Raw genomic sequence first — 21,818 nt, 5'->3', positions numbered from 1 at the left:
TAGGCCCGTTCTGCAGTCACCCAACGCACAGAAGAGGTCAAATGGAAATCTCCAGCATCACCAGCCATCCGTTCGACGACCAAAAACCAGGCACCTCGGGCTTGCGCAAGAAGGTCAAAGTATTTCAGGGCCCCAACTACCTGGAAAACTTTGTGCAGTCGATCTTCGACACCCAGGCCGACCTGAAGGGTGGCGTGATGGCGCTGGGTGGTGACGGCCGCTTCTACAACCGCCAGGCGATCCAGATTATCATTCGTCTCGCCGCCGCCAACGGTGTCGCCCGGGTGATTGTCGGCCAGGGCGGCATCCTCTCCACCCCCGCTGCCTCCTGCGTGATCCGCAAATACAAAACCAACGGTGGCATCATCCTCTCCGCCAGCCACAACCCCGGCGGCCCGGATGAGGACTTCGGCATCAAATTCAACACCGCCAACGGCGGCCCTGCTCCCGAGGGGGTCACCGAAGCGATCTTCGAGCGCACCAAGACGATCAGCGAATACCGCATCGTCGAGGCAACAGACATCGACCTGGACCAGCTCGGCATCCAGCAGCTCGGCGACACCAGCATCGAGGTGATCGACCCGGTGGCCGACTACGCCGAACTGATGAAGCAGCTGTTCGACTTCGAACGCATCCACCAGCTGTTCAACTCCGGCTTGTTCCAGATGCGCTTTGACGCCATGCACGCGGTTACCGGTCCCTATGCCAAACGCATCATCGAGGGCATCCTCGGTGCCGAGCCTGGCACCGTGATCAACGGCGAGCCCAAGGAGGACTTCGGTGGCGGTCACCCCGATCCAAACCTGGCCCATGCCAAAGAGATCGTGAAGCTCACCAGCGGCATCAACGCCATCGACTTTGCCGCCGCCTCCGACGGTGACGGCGACCGCAACATGATCCTCGGCCGCAACTTCTTCGTCACCCCTAGCGACAGCCTGGCGGTGATGGCGGCCAACGCCCACCTGATCAAGGGTTACAAAAGCGGCATCAGCGGCGTCGCCCGCTCAATGCCCACCAGCCAGGCCGCCGACCGGGTCGCCGACGCCCTCGGCCTGGAGTGCTACGAGACCCCCACCGGCTGGAAGTTCTTCGGCAACCTGCTCGACGCCCGTAAGATCACCCTGTGCGGCGAGGAGAGCTTCGGCACCGGCTCCGACCATGTGCGCGAGAAAGATGGCTTGTGGGCAGTGCTGTTTTGGCTCAACCTGCTGGCGGTGCGCCAGGAGTCAGTAGAGCAGATCGTGCGCGACCACTGGCGTAAGTTCGGCCGTAATTTCTACACCCGCTACGACTACGAGGCGGTGGACAAGGCCGCCGCCGAGGGGCTGATGGAGCACCTGCGCAGCCGCCTCAGCGCACTGCCCGGCAGCCAGTTCGGCAACTACACAGTCGACTACGCCGACGACTTCGCCTACACCGATCCGGTAGATGGCAGCATCTCGAAAAACCAGGGCATCCGCATCGGCTTCAGCGGTGGCTCACGTATCGTCTACCGCCTCTCCGGCACCGGCACCGTCGGCGCCACCCTGCGCGTATACTTGGAGGCCTACGAGCCCGATCCTGACAAGCACACCCTGGAGACCGCCAAGGTGATGCAGCCGCTGGTACAGATCGCCACCGAACTAGCCGAGATCGAGGCCCGTACCGGCCGCAGCGAACCAACCGTTATCACCTGATCCGATTCGCACTACCCACCCTGTAGGAGCGCTGCTCGCGGCGCGCAAAGATTGGCTCATCACCAATTCGCGCCGCCAGCGGCGCTCCTACGCCGAGATCTAGACAGAGCCGATTGATGAGCGACGAAACGGACACCCTGCTGCACTTTTTAGAACGGCTGCAGCGCCGTGCGGAGGGGTTGGCCGACAGCAATCCAGAGAGCCCCTTCGCCGATCCGCTCAACTTCGCCATCAGCCTGCTGCGGCGCAGCGGCAACCGCCCCACAATTACCGGCCTGCCGCCCCAGCTGGCGGTGATCGGCCCCACCCAGTCGGGCAAGAGCAGTCTGGTGAATCTGCTGCTCGGTCAGAGCGCCGCTGAAGCGAGCCCGCTGGCGGGCTTCACCCAGCATCCGCAGGGCTTCAGCACTACCACGCTGAGCAGCGAGCAGCGCACCGCCATCACCGTCCAGTTCCCCGACTGGCGGCTGGCCAACAACCATCCCCCCGGCGAAGCAGACGACTACTCCCTGTGCCGGCTCGATTCCGGCTCCGGGCAACAAGCCGCCCCGCTGCTGATCTGGGACAGCCCCGACTTCGACTCGGTCAGCGCACGCCACTACCGCCACCGCATCCCCACCCTCTGCGCGATGGCGGATGCGATCCTGCTGGTGGTGAGCCGCGAGAAGTATGCTGATCAGTCAGTATGGCGGCTGCTGCGGCTGATCGCCCCGGTGGGCCTGCCGCTGGTGATCTGCCTCAACAAGACCAGCAACGAGGAGGCCAGGATCCTCACCCAGACCCTGGCAGAGCGGCTGCAGCAGGAGTCGATCACCTATCTCGGTATAGTCGCCCTCCCCTACCTCCCTGAGGGCGAGGCCACCCTCGCCGACACTCCCGAGGCGGAGGCGCTGCGCCGCACGGTGACGGCGGCCATCGAACAGCACACTGGCACCATCCCTCAGGCGCGGCTCGCCGAGCTGCTGCAGCACTACTGGCCGGCCTGGAGCAAACCGCTGCAGGAAGAGCACAGCGCCGCTCAACAATGGGCAACGGCCATCGACAACGGCATCGCCGAGGCGTTGGCGATCTACCAGCGCGACTACCTGGAGCACTCCAACTACGAAGAGACCTTCCAGCGCGCCATCGCCGAGCTGCTGCAGCTGCTGGAGATCCCCGGTCTGGCCCCGGTTTTAAGCCGCGCACGCCACTACCTGAGCTGGCCGGCACGCCAGTTGGGGAAGCTGATCCAGACAGACAAGGGCGACGGCAACGAAACTGGGCATGAGGCCCAGGTGCTGAACGACGCGGTCCGCCACCTGCTGCTCTCGCTACAGCAACAGCTGGGCGAACAGGCCAGCCAGTCCGGCACTCCCAGCAATCTCTGGTGGAGCCAGCTCGGCGTCGCACTGCTACAACAGCAGACAGCCCTCAGCCAACAGGCCGCTGACGCCATCCAGGCCCACCAGCACGCCTTCGAACCGGAGATCCGCCAGGCCGGTGAGCAGCTCTATCAGCATCTGCAACACCACCCCGGCAAGCTGCACAGCCTGCGCGCCACCCGCGCCACCCTGGATGCAGCGGGCATCGCCTTCGCGCTGAAGACCGGCGGTATCGGCATCAGTGACCTGCTATTCGCCCCGGCGATGCTCGCCTTCACCTCCAGCCTGGCGGAGAGCGCCGGCGGCCACTACATGCACACTATCCGTGAGCAGCTCAAGGCCCGCCAGCGGCTGGCAGTGGAGAGCCGGATTTTTGATCAGGCGCTGGGCAAGCAGCTACGGCAACTGGCCCAGCAGATGCCCTGTGAGGGCTTGTTTCAGATCAATGCCGGGGAGCTCGCCCAGGCAACCGACGCACTCAAAAAACTCACCTCATGAGCGACACATTTCAACAACAGTTTCAGGCCCTCAGAGAATGGACAGACAGCGCCAGGCAGAGCGGCTGGATCCCAGCCCAGGCGCAGCAACAACTAGCGCAGATCGAACAGCAGCAGGCAGATGATCTGTTCACCAATAGCCGCGAACGACCGCTGATCGTCGCTTTCTTCGGTGGCACCGGGGTCGGCAAAAGCAGCCTGCTAAACCGGCTGGCGCAGCAGCAGATCGCCCGGGTCGGGGTGCAGCGCCCCACTTCTCAGGAGGTCACCCTCTATCTGCATCAAGACTTCCCGCTGGCACAGCTGCCCGCTGAGCTGCCTCTCGAAGAGACCGTCACCGCCTATCATCAGAACGACCGGCGCAGGCTGGTGGCCTGGCTCGACCTGCCCGATATCGACAGCATCGAGCAGCGTCACCGGGCGCTGGTGGAAGCCTGGCTTCCCTACGTCGATTGGATGGTCTATGTGGTCAGCCCGGATCGCTACCACGACGACCTGGGCTGGCGTTTCCTGCAGCAACGCGGCCAACACCACGCCTGGCTGTTTGTGATCAACCATTGGGATCAGGGCGCACCGCAGCAGCTCGATGACTTCCGCCGGCGGCTGCAGCGCGAAGGCTTCAGCGATCCGGCCATCCTGCGCACCAGCTGCACTGTCACGGCAGGGGAGGATGACTTCCCGCAACTGGAAGCAACCATCAACCGTGCCATCGAAACCTACGGTCTAGAGCTGTTCAAACGCCTGGGCCTGCAGGCGCGGGAGGCGGAACTGCAGGCCTTCGCCGGGCAGATGCGCCAACAGCTCAGTCGCCACGACCTGGCGCAGATCCAGGCCGGCTTCCTTGCCATCAGCCAGCAGCGCCTTGAACAACTCACCCAGGAGATGGCGTTGAGTGCCGAGGCGCTGATCCGCCCGTTGCAGAGCGCCGAACAGCAAGAGCGCTTCTGGCGGCTCGACAGCGCGCCAGCCCCCATCCCCCCAGACCCTGCCGCCTGGCAGTCGGTAATCTGGTCACAACACAATGAGCAGCGCTTCGCCGATCTGCTGCTGGAACTGGAGAACCATGCTGTCCTCCATCAGCTGCCTGTCAGACCGCTCAAACGTCACCTCAAACGGCTGCATGCGGAGCATCAACCACTGCTGCTGGGGCCGATCGAGCGGGCCGCAACTGAGGCGCTGGCCCGCCCCGGCCGCGCCGGGCAACGGCTGCTCTACCGTGGTTTCCGCCTGCTCAGCGGGCTGCTGCCGCTGGCGGCAGCGGCCTGGGCCGGCTATCATGTAGTGGCTGATTTCTATGCCGGCACACGGGGAGAACAGGCCTTCCTCGGTCTCGATTTCGCCATTCATACCACACTGCTGGTGCTGCTCGCCTGGCTGATCCCACAGCTGCTACAGCAACGCACAAAGCCCTCCGCCGCCGCCAGCCTGCGCCGAGCAATTGGACAGACACTGCGGCAAGGCATTGTCGCAATTCAGGCACGCTTCACTACACTCTATGGGGAGCTGGATGAGGAGCAGCAGGCGTTGATTGCCGCTCTGGATGCAATCATCTCGGAGCGGGGGGAACAACCCGGCCAGGCGCCACCCTACATCCAAGCCGGGGAACCGCTGGATTAATCCAACCCTATTCACGGTGACGGCTCTGACTACCACCGCAAACAAGGTGAGTGCAGCAGAGTTGCTCTAGAATTCCCTTGCAGCCGTCTTAAGAAATGGGAAGCCCATGAGCGAAGCAACACTACTCATTGTTGACGATGATCCAACAATTCTGTCGGCAATGAGCAAGGTACTTGAATCCACTTACAGGGTGCGAGCCGCCAACTCCGGGTTGCGGGCGTTGCAGGTAGCCACTACGGACCCACGCCCTGACCTGATACTACTCGACGTACTGATGTCCGGAATGGATGGCTACTCTGTATTGTCACGACTAAAAGAAAATCAGGCCACCCACGATATACCGGTGATTTTTGTCACTGCCATGGAGACGGCGGCAGACGAAGAGAAGGGGCTGAGACTGGGCGCGGTGGATTACATCACCAAGCCCATCAGACCAGCGATCCTGCTGGCCCGAGTCAAAGCCCATCTGATACTGAAGCAGGCCCGTGATTTTCTCCACGATAAGAACGCCTATCTCGAAGCCGAGGTCGCCCGGCGTATGGAAGAAAACCAGGCCATCCAGAACGTGAGCATACGCGCCCTGGCGCATCTGGCGGAAACCCGTGACTCGGAGACCGGCGACCATATCCTCCGCACCCAATCCTATGTCCAGGTCCTGGCGACACAGCTTCAGGATCACCCCCGCTTCAGCGACACCATCACGGATCATTACATCCCACTGCTGAGCCGATCAGCGCCTTTGCACGACATCGGCAAGGTGGGTATTCCAGATAGCATCCTGCTCAAACCAGGTAAGCTCACAGACGATGAATGGGTGGTCATGAAGACGCACGCGGAGCTTGGCGCGCGGGCCATCGAGCAAGCCGAGAGGGATGTCGATCAGCCGGTGGATTTTTTCACCCTGGCCAAGCAGATCGCCCATTGGCACCACGAGCGCTGGGACGGGAACGGTTACCCGGACGGCCTGGCCGGGGACGCCATTCCCGTCTCGGCCCGGCTCATGGCCCTGGCCGACGTCTTCGACGCCCTTATCTCGAAACGGGTATACAAGCCGCCCATGCCATTCGAAAAAGCCCGAGAGGTCATCGCCGCGGATCGCGGTCGCCAGTTCGATCCAGACGTCACCGATGCCTTCCTGACCAGCTTCGACGAGTTTGTGCATATCGCCCATAAGTACCGGGCTAGGGACTGAGGCAGGGCTCCCGCTATCTGAGGAACAAACAAGGTGAACGCGTGGTTCATGAGCGGGAGCAAGAGGAGAGCATGAACGATAAAACACATGGCGAGAGCAACAGGCCCTCTCCGACCATGCCGACCTCTGAACGATTTTCGGGGGGTGTCTTCGGCAATACGTGGAGCATCATGGCACTGTCCCAGGGTATTGGCTTGCTCGCCTGGGAGGTCGATGCACTAATAGACCATTTCGCTATCAGATAAGCGGGGGTCATCAAGACAAGCATCCGGAGGCTAACGAGCAAAGCTATGGTTGAAAATTCGATAGTTTCCACCGAACTTGCCAAGGATGAATTCCGGCGCCGCTTTCGCGCCGGTCTCATTGCGGCCTGGTTGATCCCGCCAGCGACGGGTGAACTTGGCATGACCTTTTTAGGTTTCTGGGAGTTAGAGGAAGCGGGCTTGAGTCTGATCCGGTTTACCGGGGTTTATATCGCCGTTTTCACGCTCATCGCATTTTTCGTGTTCAAGTACCTGGTCATCGAACCGGTCGTAGCGCTCGGTGATCGTCAGCCTACACTTGTTCCCGCACATACTAGGAGACTGAAGGCGTTTCCCTGGATATTCTGGGGGTTGCTAGGCCTGTACAGCAGTTTTGGGCCCGCTACTGTCTTGTTATCCAATGCCGTCTTTCAAGGCACAGAGTACACCTTAGGACAGTACGTATTTTCGGCATTCGGTGTCATCCCATTCCTTCTAATCGCCGCCTTTCCGCTGTTTTTCTACCTTACCGATCTGCTGGGCCGCTTTCTGGCGCCACGGGGAGTCACGGTGATGGTCGCACCCTTGCGGTTGAAGGTCACAGTGCTCGGCCTGTTCACGCCGGTCATGATCGATACCATATTATTAACGTACTATTTCAACCGGACCGGATTCCTCGCGATCGAAACCATTGTACTCTGGTTTATGCTCGTACTGATCGCTGGAGCCGGCACATGGGTCGCTCTGCGTAGTTTTCATCAGGGAATGCATGCACTAAAGCAGCCCTTAGGCGACGTTTTCGGAGCAGGTATCCCTACTTATCCGGTACCCAGTTCCTTAGACGAATTCGGTTTACTGGCCCGTGGCTGGTCAGATCTATTGAAATCCCGCGACCACGCGGAACGTACCGTCAGAGAACGTGACAAACAACTCCGGGATATCATCGATAACACGGATGCGATCATTTATATCAAGAATAAAGCAGGACGCTATTTAATGACCAACCGGCGTTTTGAGCAGTTGTTCGGTATCGCGAATGACAACACGATCGGCAAGACCGACCATGACATCTTTCCAAAGGAGGTCGCCGATACAATTCATATGAATGACCTTAAAGTAATCCGCGATGAAAAGCCTATGGAAATTCAAGAGATCGCGCCTCATAAAGATGGACCGCATACGTACATCTCACAGAAGTTCCCTTTATATGATGCTGACCAGGCACTCTATGGGATTTGCGGCATCTCAAGCGACATCACCGAGCGCCTACAAGCTGATGAGAAGTTGCGACAGAGCGAGGCGCGGTTGTCAGGAATTATTCAGGTAGCCAATGACGCTATCATTACGGTGGATCACTCGCAGAAGATTATTCTGTTTAATCCCGCTGCCGAGCGGATTTTCGATTATTCTCCAGACGAGGTGCTGGGTCATCCCCTGGATGTGTTGCTGCCGGAAAGGTTTCGTCACAAGCATCAAGAAAACATTAAGCACTTTGAGGATGAAGAGGCACCGGCTCGCCAGATGAACGAGCGTTCCCTGCCATTACTCGGATGCAGAAAAAACGACGAGGAATTTCCAATTAAGGCTTCCATATCCAAGTTGGATCTAGGCGGTGAAATATTTTTTACCGTCGCCCTGCGCGATATCACTGAGCGTGTAGAGGTCGAAGAAACACGTCGCCGTCAAAATGAAGCCCTAATCATGCTCGACGAGTGGGTAAGTAAGTTGATCCAGCAGGAAGGCCCGGTCGAAGAATTTTATGACCTGGTCAACCAGGGCATCCTGGCACTCGTGAATGCAGACCTGGCCACCTTGCCGCTGCTCGATGAATCCGGAGAATCTTTCACCTACGTGGCTGCGGCAGGGGCCAAAGCGGAGCTATTAAAGGGCAAGACAATGCCGTTACAGGGGGGTGGGCTTTGCGGCTGGGTCGCTGAGCACGGTGAGCCGGTCCACGTACCTAATCTGGCGGACGATTCCCGCGTCATCCCGGAATTCGGCCGGACACTGAACGTCAACACGGGTGTGCTTGCGCCACTCCGACACGAGGACAAGGTCATTGGTGGATTGTCTGCTTTCCGTAACGGTGAGCCCTTTGATGAAGTAGACAAACAGAGCCTTAATCTTTTTGCCCAGCAGGTCTCGACCGCGCTGATTAATCTTCGCCTGAGACTTTCGCTGGAGCAGCGCGTAGCGACGCGTACCCGCGAGTTGGCAGAGGCCAACGAAACATTAATGGAGTTAGATCAACTAAAATCCATGTTCATCGCCTCCATGTCCCATGAACTGCGTACGCCGCTTAACTCGATCATCGGCTTCACGGGTATCATCCTGCAAGGCCTGGCCGGCCCCCTGTCCGAAGAACAGACCAAGCAACTCGGCATGGTGCAGGGCAGCGCCCGTCATCTGCTTGAACTTATCAATGATGTGCTGGATATCTCCAAGATCGAGGTGGGCGAGGTAGAGATCGTGCCGGAGGCTTTTAATATACGCGAAACGATTGAGAAAGCGGCACAAAAGGTGAGCTTGTTGGCCGAGAAGAAGGGACTGTCTCTGACCGTTGAGGTGGCGCCCGAAGCGGGTTGTATTACCAGTGACCGGCGGCGAGTCGAGCAGATTCTGATCAATCTGTTAAACAACGCGGTGAAATTCACCGAGCACGGGGAAGTGGGCATCAAATGTTGCCTCAGCGATGATCGGCTAGTGATCAGTGTGAAGGACACGGGTATCGGCATCAATGCCGAGGACGTGAGCAAAGTGTTCAAAGAGTTCCGCCAACTCGATACCGGGCTGAACCGCAAGCAGGAAGGTACCGGTCTCGGCCTGTCTATCTGCAAGAAACTGACTGCTCTTCTGGGCGGCGACATTCGAGTCGAGAGCAAACCCGACGAGGGGAGTGTGTTCACATTCACACTGCCAATGAAAACAGGGGAATGATCGGATGAAAGCCAGGATACTTGTTATTGAAGACAATGAGCAAAACCTCTACATGGAAACTTTCCTTCTGGAAAAGCATGGATACGAGGTTGTTGGGGCGCGGGATGGACGTGAGGGACTCGAGTTGGCGAGCCGGATTGAGCCGGCGCTGATTGTCCTGGATATCCAGTTGCCGGCCATGGATGGCCATGAGGTCGCCCGGCGGTTCAAACAGCAGCCCGAAACCAGCGATATCCCCATCGTGGCTGTGACCTCCTACGCCATGAACAAAGACCGGGAGCAAATTCTCGCCAGCGGCTGTGAGGGCTATATAGAAAAACCCATCAACCCAGCTTCATTCGCATCAGAATTGGAGCGGTATCTGCCAGCATCAGCAGCACCGAATGGACATGAACCATGAAAAGCGTGCTTATTGTTGATGACCGCGAGGATGACCTCTACATGCTGCGGGTGCTGCTGGAAGGTCATGGCCACGCCGTGGTCTCGGCGTCCAACGGAGAAGATGCCCTGAAGGCCGCCCGTAAGAGCCCGCCGGACATCATAATCTCCGACATCATGATGCCGGTTATGGATGGCTTCCGCCTTTGTTGTGAGTGGATGACAGACGAGCGCCTGCAGAACATTCCCTTCGTCTTCTATTCCGCCACCTATACGGAAACCAAAGATGAGGAATTCGCGTTGAGCCTTGGTGCGGCCCGCTTCATCATCAAGCCTACCGAGCCGGATAAGTTCATGAAGATCATTCAGAGCGTAGTCAGGGATCTGGATGCAGGCAAGATAGAGCTCAGAACGCCGACACTTAGAACTGGCGAGGAGGTGCTAAGGCTCTATGACGAGCGTCTGATCAATAAGCTTGAGAAGAAGACGCTGGCACTGGAAAAAGAGATCACCGAGCGTAAACGAGCGGAAGAAAAGCTACATAAAGCCAACCGACTATACGCCACGTTGAGTCAGGTCAACCAGGCCATTGTAAAGGAGCGGGATAAGCAAAAATTATTTCAGACCATCTGTAATATCGCCATCAAATTCGGCAAGTTCAGATTGGTATGGATAGGATTGCTTGATGAAGAAAACCAATTGGTCGACCCGGTTGCCTTTAGTGGTGAAGGCTCTGATTATCTGCAAAATATTAAAATTTCTCTCACCGACGATTTAACCGGAAAAGGACCTACCGGCAGGTCAATCCGTGAGGGAAAGAGTGTTGTCTTCAATGACCTGGAAACCAACCCCGAATTTGCACCCTGGCGCGAGCGAGCCCTTGAAAAAGGCTACCGCTCATCAGGTGCTTTTCCCATACGATTAGATAACACCGTTATTGGCGCTTTAAATGTTTATGCCGTTGAACCCCATTTCTTTGATGCAGAGGAGATAAATCTGCTCGAAGAGACAGCCCGGGATATCTCCTTCGCGCTGGATAAATTTGAGGAAGAGACAAATCGTAGGCAGGCGATGGAGGCATTGCGGCAAGCCGGTCTGATTATCGAGAACAGTCCGGTAGTGCTCTTTCGATGGAAGGCAGCCGACGGCTGGCCGGTGGAACTGGTCTCCGATAATGTAACCCAGTTTGGCTACACGCCTGAGGAATTGCGCTCTGGCGAGACGCCCTTCGCCTCGATCGTGCATCCCGACGACCGGGAGCGGGTCACGCACAAGATGCAGGACTATTCCGCCAGCGGTATGACCCACTTTCAACAGGAATATCGGATCGTCACACCAGATGGAGATGTTCACTGGATCGACGACCGCACCACGGCAGAGCAGGACGCCGATGGAAACATCACACACTATCAGGGCATTGTCATCGACATCACCGAGCGCAAACTGACCGAGGCCGAACTCGCCGCCCAGCTCGACGAGTTGCGCCGCTGGCACGACGCCACTCTGGGACGCGAGGGGCGTTCGCTGGAGCTGAAGCACGAGGTCAACGCCCTGCTTACCGAACTGGGTCTGCCGCCACGCTATTCCAGCGTGGAGGAAGAAGGGAAGAGCCGTGACTGAGCACGCGTCCGCACCTCCTCCGCATTGTTTGCGCCGGCCNGCGCCTTGGCTGATGCGCACGCTGTTCCTGCCCGCCGTGCTGGTACTAGTGCTGGTGCAGCAAACAGCGCCCGCCTGGGCGGCCGAGTTCCACATCGGCATACTGGCCCATCGCGGCCCGGAGAAGGCCCTAGCCGAGTGGCAGCCCACCGCCGACTACCTGGCCGAACGCCTGCCCCAGCACCGTTTCGTCATCCTGCCCCTGAGCCTGGAGGAGATGCGCCAAGCGGTGATGGACCAACGACTGGACTTCGTGGTCACCAACGGCGCCAACTATGTAGAGCTGGAAGCGCACCACGGCGCGATCCGCACCGCCACCCTGGTCAACTCCGCCGGTGGCGATGCTGGCGCCCACTTCGGCGCGGTGATCTTCACCCGCGCCGACCGATCCGACATCACCCTCTGGCCGATCTCAAGGGCAAGACTTTCATGGCCGTCAGCCCCCAGGCCTGGGGTGGCTGGTTGATGCCCCGGCATGAACTTGAACGCCAGGGTGTGCGGCCTGAGGACTTCGAGGCGCTGCGCTACAGCGGCTACCCCTTCGACCGCCTGGTGCAGTCGGTGCTGAGCGGCGAGGTAGACGCCGGTGCGGTGCGTACCGACACACTGGAGGTCTTGGCCGCCGAAGGCCGGCTGCGTCTTGCCGATGTGCGCGTACTCAACCCGCGCCAGGAGCCAGATTTTCCCTATCTGCTCAGCACACCGCTCTATCCCGAGCACAGCTTCGCCCGCCTGCCCCACGTGGACAATGAGGTGGCGCGTCAGGTTACGGCGCAACTTTTGCTTATGCCAGCCGACAGTCCGGCCGCGCAAACCGCCCGCGTCACCGGCTGGACCACCCCGCTGGACTACCAGCCCATCCACCGCGTGCTGCGAGACCTCAAGGCAGTGCCCTACGAACATTACGGAGAAGTGAGACTGCTGGAGGCCGTACGCCAGCACCGGTGGGTCAGCCTGACTATTGCCCTGTTGCTGCTGGTTTTGGCCGGCTCCACCTACGCCAACAGGCGCCTGGCGCGGCGACTGAGCGATCAGGCCGGAGGCTTGGAGCGGCAGGTACAGGCACGTACCCAGGAACTGGCGGCCAACGAGGAGCGCCTCCGCCTGGTGGTCAATAAGGCACCGGCGGCGGTCTGGGATTGGGATATCGCTGACGATATCACCGAGTGGAGTGGCGCCTTCACCCAGATGTTTGGCTGGCCCAGCGGACGGATCGATGAAAACTCTGAACAGTGGTGGACCAACCGCATCCACCCGGACGACTGTGAGCAGGTGCTTGCCACGATCCGCAATGCCATCGAGCGGGGAGACAGCGGTTTCCACGCCGAGTACCGCTTTCGGACAAAGGATGGTCGCTGGGCCCATACCATCGATTGGGGGGAGATACTACGCGGCGCCAATGGCCAGGCGTACCGGGTAATCGGCGCCATGCTGGATACCAGCGAGCGCAAGCGAGCCGAGGCAGCGCTATACGAGACCCATCGCCGCCTGGAAACGCTGATGGCCAACCTGCCGGGCATGGTCTATCGCTGCCACAACGACCTGGAATGGAGCATGGATTTCGTCAGTGAGGGCTGCCTGGCCCTGACCGGCCACCCGGCGGCCGATCTGCTCGGGAACAAGCGGGTCAGTTACGCCCAACTGATCCACCCAGACGACCGGCAGCGGGTCTGGGATGAGGTACAAGCCGGGTTGGCGGCAGACGGCCGCTTCGAACTTGAATACCGCCTACTTACCGCGGAGGGGAAGGAAAAATGGGCCTGGGAGAGCGGGACGGGAATCTACGGGAAGGGAGGAGAACTGCTGGCCCTGGAGGGCCTGGTCATCGACAACGACGCGCGAAAACGCGCTGAGGAGACCAGCCGGGCCGCCCAGGCGGAAACCGAGCGCCTGCTGATCAAGGCCGACCAGGCGCGGCGCACCTTGCTGAGCGTGCTCGAGGACGAGCGGGAGGCTCAAGCAGCCTTGCGCGAGAGTGAGTTTCTGTTCCGCTCCCAGTTCGACCTGGGTAACTTAGGTATTGCCATCACTTCGCCCGAGAAAGGATGGCTGCGGGTCAACCCCTACCTGTACGATCTGCTGGGCTACAGCGAGGACGAACTGAAGGGGATGACATGGGCTGAGATGACACACCCGGACGACCTGGCTGCCGACAAGGCCCAGTTCAATCGCATGCTGGCTGGCGAGATCGACGACTACGAGCTGGACAAGCGCCTCTATAACAAGGCCGGCAACAGCATTTACACACATCTCACGATGGCCTGCTACCGCGACCACGGCGAAGTGAAGTTCGTCATCGCCACCTTGTTGGACATCACCGAGCGCAAGCAGATAGAGGAACGGCTGTGCAAGCTGGCCCTGGCGGTGGAGCAGAGCCCGGAGAACATCGTCATCACCAATCTTGATGCCGAGATCGAATACGTCAACGAGGCCTTTTTGCGTGTGACCGGTTACAGCCGGGAGGAGGTAATGGGCAAAAATCCGCGCATTCTGCAATCGGGCAAGACCCCGCCCGAGACCTACGCAGCCTTGTGGGATGCGTTGCACAACGGCCGACCCTGGAAGGGCGTGTTACACAACAGACGCAAGGGCGGCGGCGAATACATCGAATTCGCCCACATCGCACCGCTGCGCCAGCCCGACGGCACGATCACCCACTACGTCGCGGTCAAGGAAGACATCACCGAGAAGAAACGTCTGGGCCAAGAACTGGACAAGCACCGCCATCACCTCGAGGAACTGGTAGTGGAACGCACCACGCAGCTAGCCGAGGCACGGCAACGGGCGGAAGCCGCTAACCAGGCCAAAAGCGCCTTCATTGCCAACATGAGCCATGAGATCCGCACCCCGATGAATGCCATCCTTGGGCTCACCCATCTGCTGCAGCGCGCTGTTCCGACGCCTGAGCAATCGGAACGGCTCAACAAGATCGATGCCGCCGCCCGGCATCTGCTCTCCATCATCAATGACATCCTGGACATCTCCAAGATCGAGGCCGGAAAGCTGACCCTGGATCAGTCGGATTTCCACCTGGATGCGATCTTCGATCATATCCAGTCGCTGTTGAGAGAGCAGGCCATAGAGAAGGGATTGACCATCGAAGTGGATCGAAACACAGTGCCGCACTGGCTCCGGGGCGACCCAACCCGCCTTCGCCAAGCCTTACTCAATTACGCCGGCAACGCTGTCAAATTCACCGAGCGGGGAACGATCTTTATGCGTGCAAAGAAGCTGGAAGAACGAGGTGATGAGATCCTGGTGCGGTTCGAGGTGCAGGACACGGGCATCGGCATCGAGCCTGACAAGCTGTCCGGCCTGTTCGAAGCCTTTGAACAGGTCGATGCCTCCACCACGCGTAGATACGGCGGCACCGGCCTAGGTTTGGCCATCACCCGGCACCTGGCACGGCTGATGGGCGGCGAGGTGGGGGCACAGAGTGAACCGGGCCGGGGCAGTACCTTCTGGTTCACCGCCAGGCTTAGCCGTGGCCACGGCATCCAGCCGACTGCACCTTGCACCGAGGTGGTGGCGGACGCCGAGACGGCACTACGCACCTATCATGCTGGTTCGCGCATCTTGCTGGTCGAGGACAATGCCATTAACCGCGAAGTGGCGATGGAGTTGCTGAGTGGCGCGGGGTTGGCCGTGGATACGGCGGAAAATGGCCGGGAAGCAGTGACAATGGTTCGCGCCACCGCTTATGACCTGGTTCTGATGGACATCCAGATGCCGGAGATGGATGGCCGAGAGGCGACACGCGTAATCCGCTCCATGGCCAGCAAAGCGGCGCTCCCTATCCTGGCGATGACCGCCAATGTCTTCGAAGAAGATCGCCAGGCCTGCCTGGAGGCCGGCATGAACGATTTCATCGCCAAACCGGTCGATCCAGAAAGCCTCTTCTCGACCATCGCCAAATGGCTGCCAAAGCGTGTAATGACGGGGTCGGAGTCAAATTATGCCGGGAAATCGAATGCAAACATTCAAGCTTTAAATAATTTGACTCCGCCCCCTTATGAAACAGCCCCATCCACTCCCGTCACGGCAGAGGATACTGTCTTGCGCGCGCAGCTTGCGGCTATCGAAGGGCTGGACGCGCAGACAGGACTGCGCAACCTACGTGGCGACGCAACGGCTTATCTGCGCCTGCTACGCCAGCTTGACACTACCCATGGTGAAGACATGCGCAAGCTGAGCGGACACTTCGCGGACGGGAAGATCGACGAAGCACGGCATCTGGCTCATACCCTCAAAGGTGCAGCAGGCACCTTGAGCCTGACACATCTGCAGGAAACCGCCAGGGCGCTGGAAGAGTATTTGCACAGCCTTAAAGGTAAGGGAGGCGGTGAAGAGGCTACCCGGCTCATGAATGCCGTCATGATTGACCAAACTAATCTCCACGATGCACTGGCCCACATAGCGGAGCAGATGGATCAAGAGCCATCGGCCGAGGCGAATCCTGTGGAGGCACAGAAAATACTGGAGCGACTCAGCTCGTTATTGTCGATTGACGATACGACTGCCAACAGATTGTTCTCAGAATCCGAAGCACTATTGAAGAACACGTTCGGATCGGGAGTAGAGCAGTTCGGGCAGCAGATAGCGGCTTTCGATTATCCGGCAGCTCTGGCGATCCTCAAATCCATCTCCAACTCCCCTGCCCTCATCCAAAAGCGACAGCCAGCAAAAGGCACGGACCAAGATGCCCGGTAAAGCTCAGGCTGCAGCTTGGGATGGAGATCCGCACATCCCCACACTAGCACGTCCCAAAAGGTGCGCGCTTGGCCTCGCTCAAACCTGCCCGAAACCACCACAACACAGGAGAGGTCGATGAGCGACTACCTGCTCAGACTCAAGGATCTCGGCATCCACCAGGTCGAAGAGGTGGGCGGCAAAAACGCCTCCCTCGGCGAGATGATCCAGCACCTCTCGAAAGCTGGCATCAAGGTTCCCGGCGGCTTCGCCACCACCGCCCAGGCCTATCGCGACTTTCTCGCCCAGGATGGGCTGGACCGGCGCATCCAGCAACAACTGGAGCGGCTCGACATCGACGATATCGACCAGCTCAGCCAGACCGGCGCGCAGATCCGCCAGTGGATGATGCAGCAGCCCTTCCAGCCGGCACTGGAACGGGCTATCGATACCGCCTGGGCCGATCTGGAGGCGGAGTATGGCAGCGAGGTCAGTTGGGCTGTGCGCTCCTCGGCCACCGCCGAGGACCTGCCCAACGCCTCCTTTGCCGGTCAGCAGGAGACCTTCCTCAACGTCAGCGGCCGCGATAACATCAAACAGCAGATCAAGGCGGTGTTCGCCTCACTGTTCAACGACCGCGCCATCGCCTATCGGGTGCATCAGGGCTTTGAACACCGCCAGGTGGCCCTCTCCGCCGCCATTCAGCGCATGGTACGCAGCGATCTGGCCGCCAGCGGCGTGATGTTCACCCTGGATACCGAATCGGGCTTCCGCGACGTGGTCTTTATCACCTCCAGCTATGGCCTCGGCGAGATGGTGGTACAGGGGGCGGTCAACCCGGATGAGTTCTATGTGCACAAACCAACCCTGGCGGCGGGATGCCCCGCGATCCTGCGCCGCACCTTGGGCGAAAAGGCGATCGAGATGCGCTACGCCAACGACGCTGAGGCACTGGTGCAGAGCGTCGAAGTGGAACTTGCGCGCCGCCAGCGCTTCTCCATCAACGACCAGCAGATCGAGCAACTAGCGCGCCACGCAGTCGCCATCGAGGCCCACTATGGCCAGCCGATGGATATCGAGTGGGCCCTCGACGGCAACGATGGCGAGCTCTATATCGTGCAGGCACGGCCCGAGACTGTGCAGAGCCGCAGCGCCGGGGTGGTGGAACGCTACAGCCTGCCCGAGCGCGGCGAGCTGCTGTGCGAGGGGCGCAGCATTGGCGCACGCATCGGCAGCGGCACCGCACGTCTGATCACCGATCTGCAGCAGATGGGGCGCATCATTCCCGGCGAGGTGCTGGTCACCGATATGACCGATCCAGACTGGGAGCCGATCATGAAACGCGCCGCTGCCATCGTCACCAACCGCGGTGGGCGCACCTGCCATGCGGCGATCATCGCTCGCGAGCTGGGGGTACCGGCGGTAGTGGGCTGCGGCAATGCCACCGAGACGATCCCGGACGGCGAGCCGATCACCGTCTCCTGCGCCGAGGGCGACACCGGCTTCATCTACAGGGGCGAGCTGCCATTCAACTATCAGCGGGTCGAGCTAGAGCAGATGCCGGAGGTACCGCTGAAGGTGATGATGAACGTTGGCAACCCGGACCGAGCCTTCGATTTCGCCATGATCCCCAACCAGGGGGTGGGGCTGGCGCGACTGGAGTTCATCATCAACAACATGATCGGCATCCACCCCCGGGCGCTACTGGAGTATGAGCAACTGCCGGATGAGCTGAAGGCGCAGATTGCACCACGCATCACCGCCTATGGTGATCCGGTCGAGTACTATGTGGCGCGGCTCAGCGAAGGCATCGCCACCCTGGCGGCGGCGTTCCAACCAGAGCCGGTGATCGTGCGCATGTCGGACTTCAAATCCAACGAGTATGCCAACCTAATCGGCGGCGAACGCTACGAGCCGCGGGAAGAGAATCCGATGCTCGGCTTCCGCGGCGCCTCCCGCTACACCTCGGAGGCCTTCCGTGACTGCTTTGCGCTGGAGTGCCGTGCCTTCAGGCGAGTGCGCGACGAGATGGGGCTGACCAATGTGGAGATCATGATCCCGTTTGTGCGCACCGTCGAAGAGGCCCAAGGGGTGGTGGATGCGCTGGCGGCCAACGGCCTGCGCCGTGGCGACAATGGCCTGCGCCTGATCATGATGTGCGAGATCCCCTCCAACGCACTGCTGGCCGAGCAGTTCCTCGAGCTGTTCGACGGCTTCTCCATCGGTTCCAACGACCTCACCCAGTTGACCCTCGGCCTCGACCGGGACTCGGCGCTGGTCGCCGCCAGCTTCGACGAGCGCAACCCGGCAGTGAAGGCGCTGATCCGCATGGCGATCGACGCCTGCCACAAACGCGGCCGCTATATCGGCATCTGCGGACAGGGGCCCTCGGACCACCCGGACCTGGCTGAGTGGCTGCTGCAACAGGGCATCAGCAGCATCTCGCTCAACCCCGATACGGTGGTCGATACCTGGCTTTTACTGGCAGGGAAAAAGTCCGTTTCACAGTAGATTGTTGAGCACTTGAACCGGATGGGGTATCCGCTGATTGTCCAACCGTTTGACCTGACTGCGGCAGGAATAGCCAGTCGCAACCAATATACCCCGGTTGTCGGGGTCGTTGATCACCTCCGACCAGCTCAGCTGATATATTTTCTTTGAGGTTTCCAGATTGTCTGCTTCGTGACCAAAGGTGCCAGCCATACCACAACACCCAGTTGCCAGCGTTTCGAGCTGTTGCCCAAGCGCCTGGAATATCTGTTGCCAGTCACGAATCGTCTGCACCGCTGATGTCCGTTCGGAACAGTGGGCGAGCAGTTTGAAGTGGTGCGGCAGCAGTTTTTTTCCATGTGTCGTCAGAATCTCACGCTGCTGAGCCAGCCACTCCTGGATGAGCATGACGTTTACCACTTCTGCATCCTTGATCTTCCGGTACTCTTCACGGTACGTCAGCGTTATCGAGGGGTCTATTCCCACCAGAGGCACACCGGTGGTCGCCAACTCCGCTAGCATCTGGGCGTTCTGTCTGGCGGTATTTTCGAATGCTTGTAGAAAACCGTGGATGTGCAGCGGTTTACCGTTAGGGCGATACGGCGCCACCAAGACAGTAAAATCCAGCTTTCTCAGCAGATCCACCAGATCCAGGACCAACTGGGATTCAAAGTAGCTGGTGAAGGCATCCTGGACGATGATGACTGCTGCATCTCTCTCGTTCTGTGTCAGCGATTCGATCGCATCAATGGACGCGAGGGGTAAAGTACGCTGCTCCAGCCCCCCCTTGAGAGTATGGGTAGAGATGGCTGGACTATTGACCATTCCCAGATAGCGGCGCATGAGTTTAGCAATGATTCTGTTGCCTACCGCCCAGTTATAGGGCGCAGGGAATCTCGCCAGCCAGGGGATCATGAACTCCAGACCACCGACAATATAGTCCTTTACCGGGCGCAGATAACGCCCATAATACAGCTCAAGAAAGCGGGCACGAAAATCGGGCACATTGACCTTGATTGGGCACTGACCGGCGCAGGATTTACAGGCCAGGCAACCCATCATCGCTACATGAACCTCGTGGGAAAAGTCGTAACTGCCATTGCGTCTGGAGAGGGAGTTTCTGATCCGGCCAGGCAGGGTCGCAATAAACGAGTTTTTTTTGACCAAACGGCTCTCAGCGACAACATCCACACCTTTGCAAGACAGCAGCCTTAACCACTCACGAACCAAAGATGAGCGTCCTTTTGGAGAGTGGATACGTTGCCGAGTCGCCTTCCAGGAGGGACACATGACATCCCTGGGATCATAATTGTAGCAAGCTCCGTTACCGTTGCAGAACATCGCTTCTGTGTATTCATCCCGAACGGCCGGAGCGATCTGGCGATCATGCTGACCACGGGTGGGAACCTTGTCGATCTTGAGCAGTGATCCCTCCCAACCAAGCGGGGTGGCGATCTTGCCAGGATTCAACTGGTTGTGGGGATCAAATAGGGCCTTGATCTTCTGCAACTCAGGATAGAGTTCGCCAAAAAACTCCGGCGTATATTCAGAACGCACCCCTTTGCCGTGCTCGCCCCACAGCAGGCCACGGTATTTCTGGGTCAGTTTGACGACCTGATCGGTGATGGTGCGGATCTGTCGTGCCTGCTGTTCGTCCTTCATGTCGATCGCGGGGCGAACATGCAGCACCCCTACATCTACGTGGCCGAACATTCCATACTGCAGATTGGCCTCATCCAGCAGTTGTCGAAACTCCATGATGTAGTCGGCCAGGCTCTCCGGTGGTACGGCGGTGTCCTCAACGAATGGAATTGGTCGCTTCTCGCCCTGTGTGTTACCCAGCAACCCAACCGCCTTCTTGCGCATCGCCCAAATCTTATCAATCTCTCCAGCACCGTAGACGGTGCTGTACCCAAAGCACTTTCCAGTTTTACCACTGACCTGCTTGAGATAGTTGGTAAGTTTGTCAACTCGCCTGCGTAACTGCTGTTCATCATCGCCGGTGTATTCCACTAGGTTGATGCCGCAAATCGCCACTTCCTGCTGATTTTGTGGGAAGTAGTCACGAACGCTTTCCCAGACGATATCTTGCATCGCCAGATTGAGAACCTTGGAATCAATGGTCTCGATCGACGTTGGCCCCCACTCCATCAGCGCCTTAGCATCCCTGAGCGATGACTCAAAACTATCGTATTTAATATTGATTAGCGCTGAAAACTTTGGGATTGGTAGCAGATTGAGTTTTGCCTCCGCAACAAACCCCAGTGATCCTTCGGCCCCACACAGTATGGAGTTGAGATTGAATCGGCCCTGCTCATCCCGAATGTGGGCCAGGTCATAGCCTGTCAGGCATCGGTTCAGTACGGGGAAACGGTTATCAATTTGCTCTCTATTGTCGCAGTAGATCTGATCCAGCATTCGATGAATGGTGCCAATCTGGTCATTGCGACAGCATATTTCCGTAAACTGATCATCACTCAGTGGGGCAGAATGCCATACCCCGCCACCCAGCAGAATGCTCTTCAACTCCAGCACATGATCACGGGTCTTGCCATAGAGTATTGACCCTTGACCACTGGCGTCTGTACTGATCATTCCACCTATGGTGGCGCGATTGCTGGTAGAGAGTTCTGGTGCAAAAAACAGACCATAGGGTTTGAGGGCATTGTTTAACTGATCCTTGACCACCCCCGCCTGTACTCGGACCCATCGCTCATTGGCATTAATCTCCAATATGGCATTCATGTGCTTGGAGATATCGACGACCAATCCATCGGTGAGAGATTGGCCATTGGTACCAGTGCCACCACCTCGGGCGGTGATCCGGACCTGATTGAACCTTTCTTGACCGGCTAGCCGTGCAATGAGGACGAGATCATCGGCGTTTTGAGGATAGATTACCCCTTGCGGCAGCACCTGATAGATACTGTTGTCAGTGGAGAGTACGACACGGTTGCCGTAATCCGGATTGAGGTCCCCTGCAAAGCCACCATCTTCAAGCGCATCGAGAAAGTCTAAATAATGCTTTTGAATGCTATCTATTTCGGAGAGGCAGGGGATCATTATTATGCGTAACGATT

General features: G+C 58.9%; 11 protein-coding genes. 10 read left to right on the top strand and 1 reads right to left on the bottom strand.

Going from position 1 to position 21,818, the window contains the following annotated elements:
• The first annotated feature begins 41 nt into the window (after positions 1-41).
• The 10 genes from RIFP1SYM_RS02235 to ppsA all read left to right on the top strand — a co-directional run bounded on the left by RIFP1SYM_RS02235 (position 42) and on the right by ppsA (position 18,759).
• Positions 42-1,676, top strand: coding sequence for an alpha-D-glucose phosphate-specific phosphoglucomutase (locus RIFP1SYM_RS02235; protein WP_005959018.1), 1,635 nt, complete (start codon positions 42-44; stop codon positions 1,674-1,676).
• 116 nt (positions 1,677-1,792) lie between these two features.
• Positions 1,793-3,535 (top strand): GTPase domain-containing protein, encoded by a 1,743-nt coding sequence (locus tag RIFP1SYM_RS02230; protein ID WP_039959594.1) that lies wholly within the window; start codon positions 1,793-1,795, stop codon positions 3,533-3,535.
• Entirely contained in the window at positions 3,532-5,151 is a 1,620-nt protein-coding gene (locus tag RIFP1SYM_RS02225; protein WP_005959016.1) for a GTPase, read from the top strand. The genes RIFP1SYM_RS02230 and RIFP1SYM_RS02225 overlap by 4 nt, the downstream gene beginning before the upstream one ends.
• A gap of 106 nt (positions 5,152-5,257) precedes the next feature.
• On the top strand, positions 5,258-6,343 hold the full coding sequence (locus RIFP1SYM_RS02220) for an HD-GYP domain-containing protein (protein WP_005959015.1): 1,086 nt from the start codon (positions 5,258-5,260) through the stop codon (positions 6,341-6,343).
• 290 nt (positions 6,344-6,633) lie between these two features.
• On the top strand, positions 6,634-9,522 hold the full coding sequence (locus tag RIFP1SYM_RS02210) for a sensor histidine kinase (protein ID WP_005959014.1): 2,889 nt from the start codon (positions 6,634-6,636) through the stop codon (positions 9,520-9,522).
• Positions 9,523-9,526: 4 nt separating this feature from the next.
• The gene (locus RIFP1SYM_RS02205; RefSeq protein ID WP_005959013.1) at positions 9,527-9,922 is read left to right on the top strand and encodes a response regulator; all 396 of its coding nucleotides are present in this window, start codon (positions 9,527-9,529) and stop codon (positions 9,920-9,922) included.
• Positions 9,919-11,520: a GAF domain-containing protein gene (locus RIFP1SYM_RS02200; protein ID WP_005959012.1), complete on the top strand. Its 1,602-nt coding sequence runs from the start codon at positions 9,919-9,921 to the stop codon at positions 11,518-11,520. Before RIFP1SYM_RS02205 ends, RIFP1SYM_RS02200 begins: the two co-directional genes overlap by 4 nt.
• Positions 11,521-11,572: 52 nt before the next feature.
• Positions 11,573-12,025, top strand: a complete 453-nt coding sequence (locus RIFP1SYM_RS18550; protein ID WP_039959591.1) for a PhnD/SsuA/transferrin family substrate-binding protein — start codon at positions 11,573-11,575, stop codon at positions 12,023-12,025.
• Positions 11,989-16,269: a PAS domain S-box protein gene (locus RIFP1SYM_RS02190; RefSeq protein WP_005959010.1), complete on the top strand. Its 4,281-nt coding sequence runs from the start codon at positions 11,989-11,991 to the stop codon at positions 16,267-16,269. Before RIFP1SYM_RS18550 ends, RIFP1SYM_RS02190 begins: the two co-directional genes overlap by 37 nt.
• A gap of 117 nt (positions 16,270-16,386) precedes the next feature.
• On the top strand, positions 16,387-18,759 hold the full coding sequence (gene ppsA, locus RIFP1SYM_RS02185) for a phosphoenolpyruvate synthase (RefSeq protein ID WP_006475352.1): 2,373 nt from the start codon (positions 16,387-16,389) through the stop codon (positions 18,757-18,759).
• Here the strand turns inward: ppsA and ydiJ are convergent.
• Complete coding sequence (gene ydiJ / locus RIFP1SYM_RS02180; protein WP_005959008.1) at positions 18,751-21,801, bottom strand: D-2-hydroxyglutarate dehydrogenase YdiJ; 3,051 nt, start codon at positions 21,799-21,801, stop codon at positions 18,751-18,753. The genes ppsA and ydiJ overlap by 9 nt on opposite strands.
• Positions 21,802-21,818 lie beyond the last annotated feature (17 nt).

This window comes from endosymbiont of Riftia pachyptila (vent Ph05) (assembly GCF_000224455.1).
GTDB classification, from domain to species: domain Bacteria; phylum Pseudomonadota; class Gammaproteobacteria; order Chromatiales; family Chromatiaceae; genus Endoriftia; species Endoriftia persephonae.
This window is presented reverse-complemented; position numbering and strand designations above follow the sequence as displayed.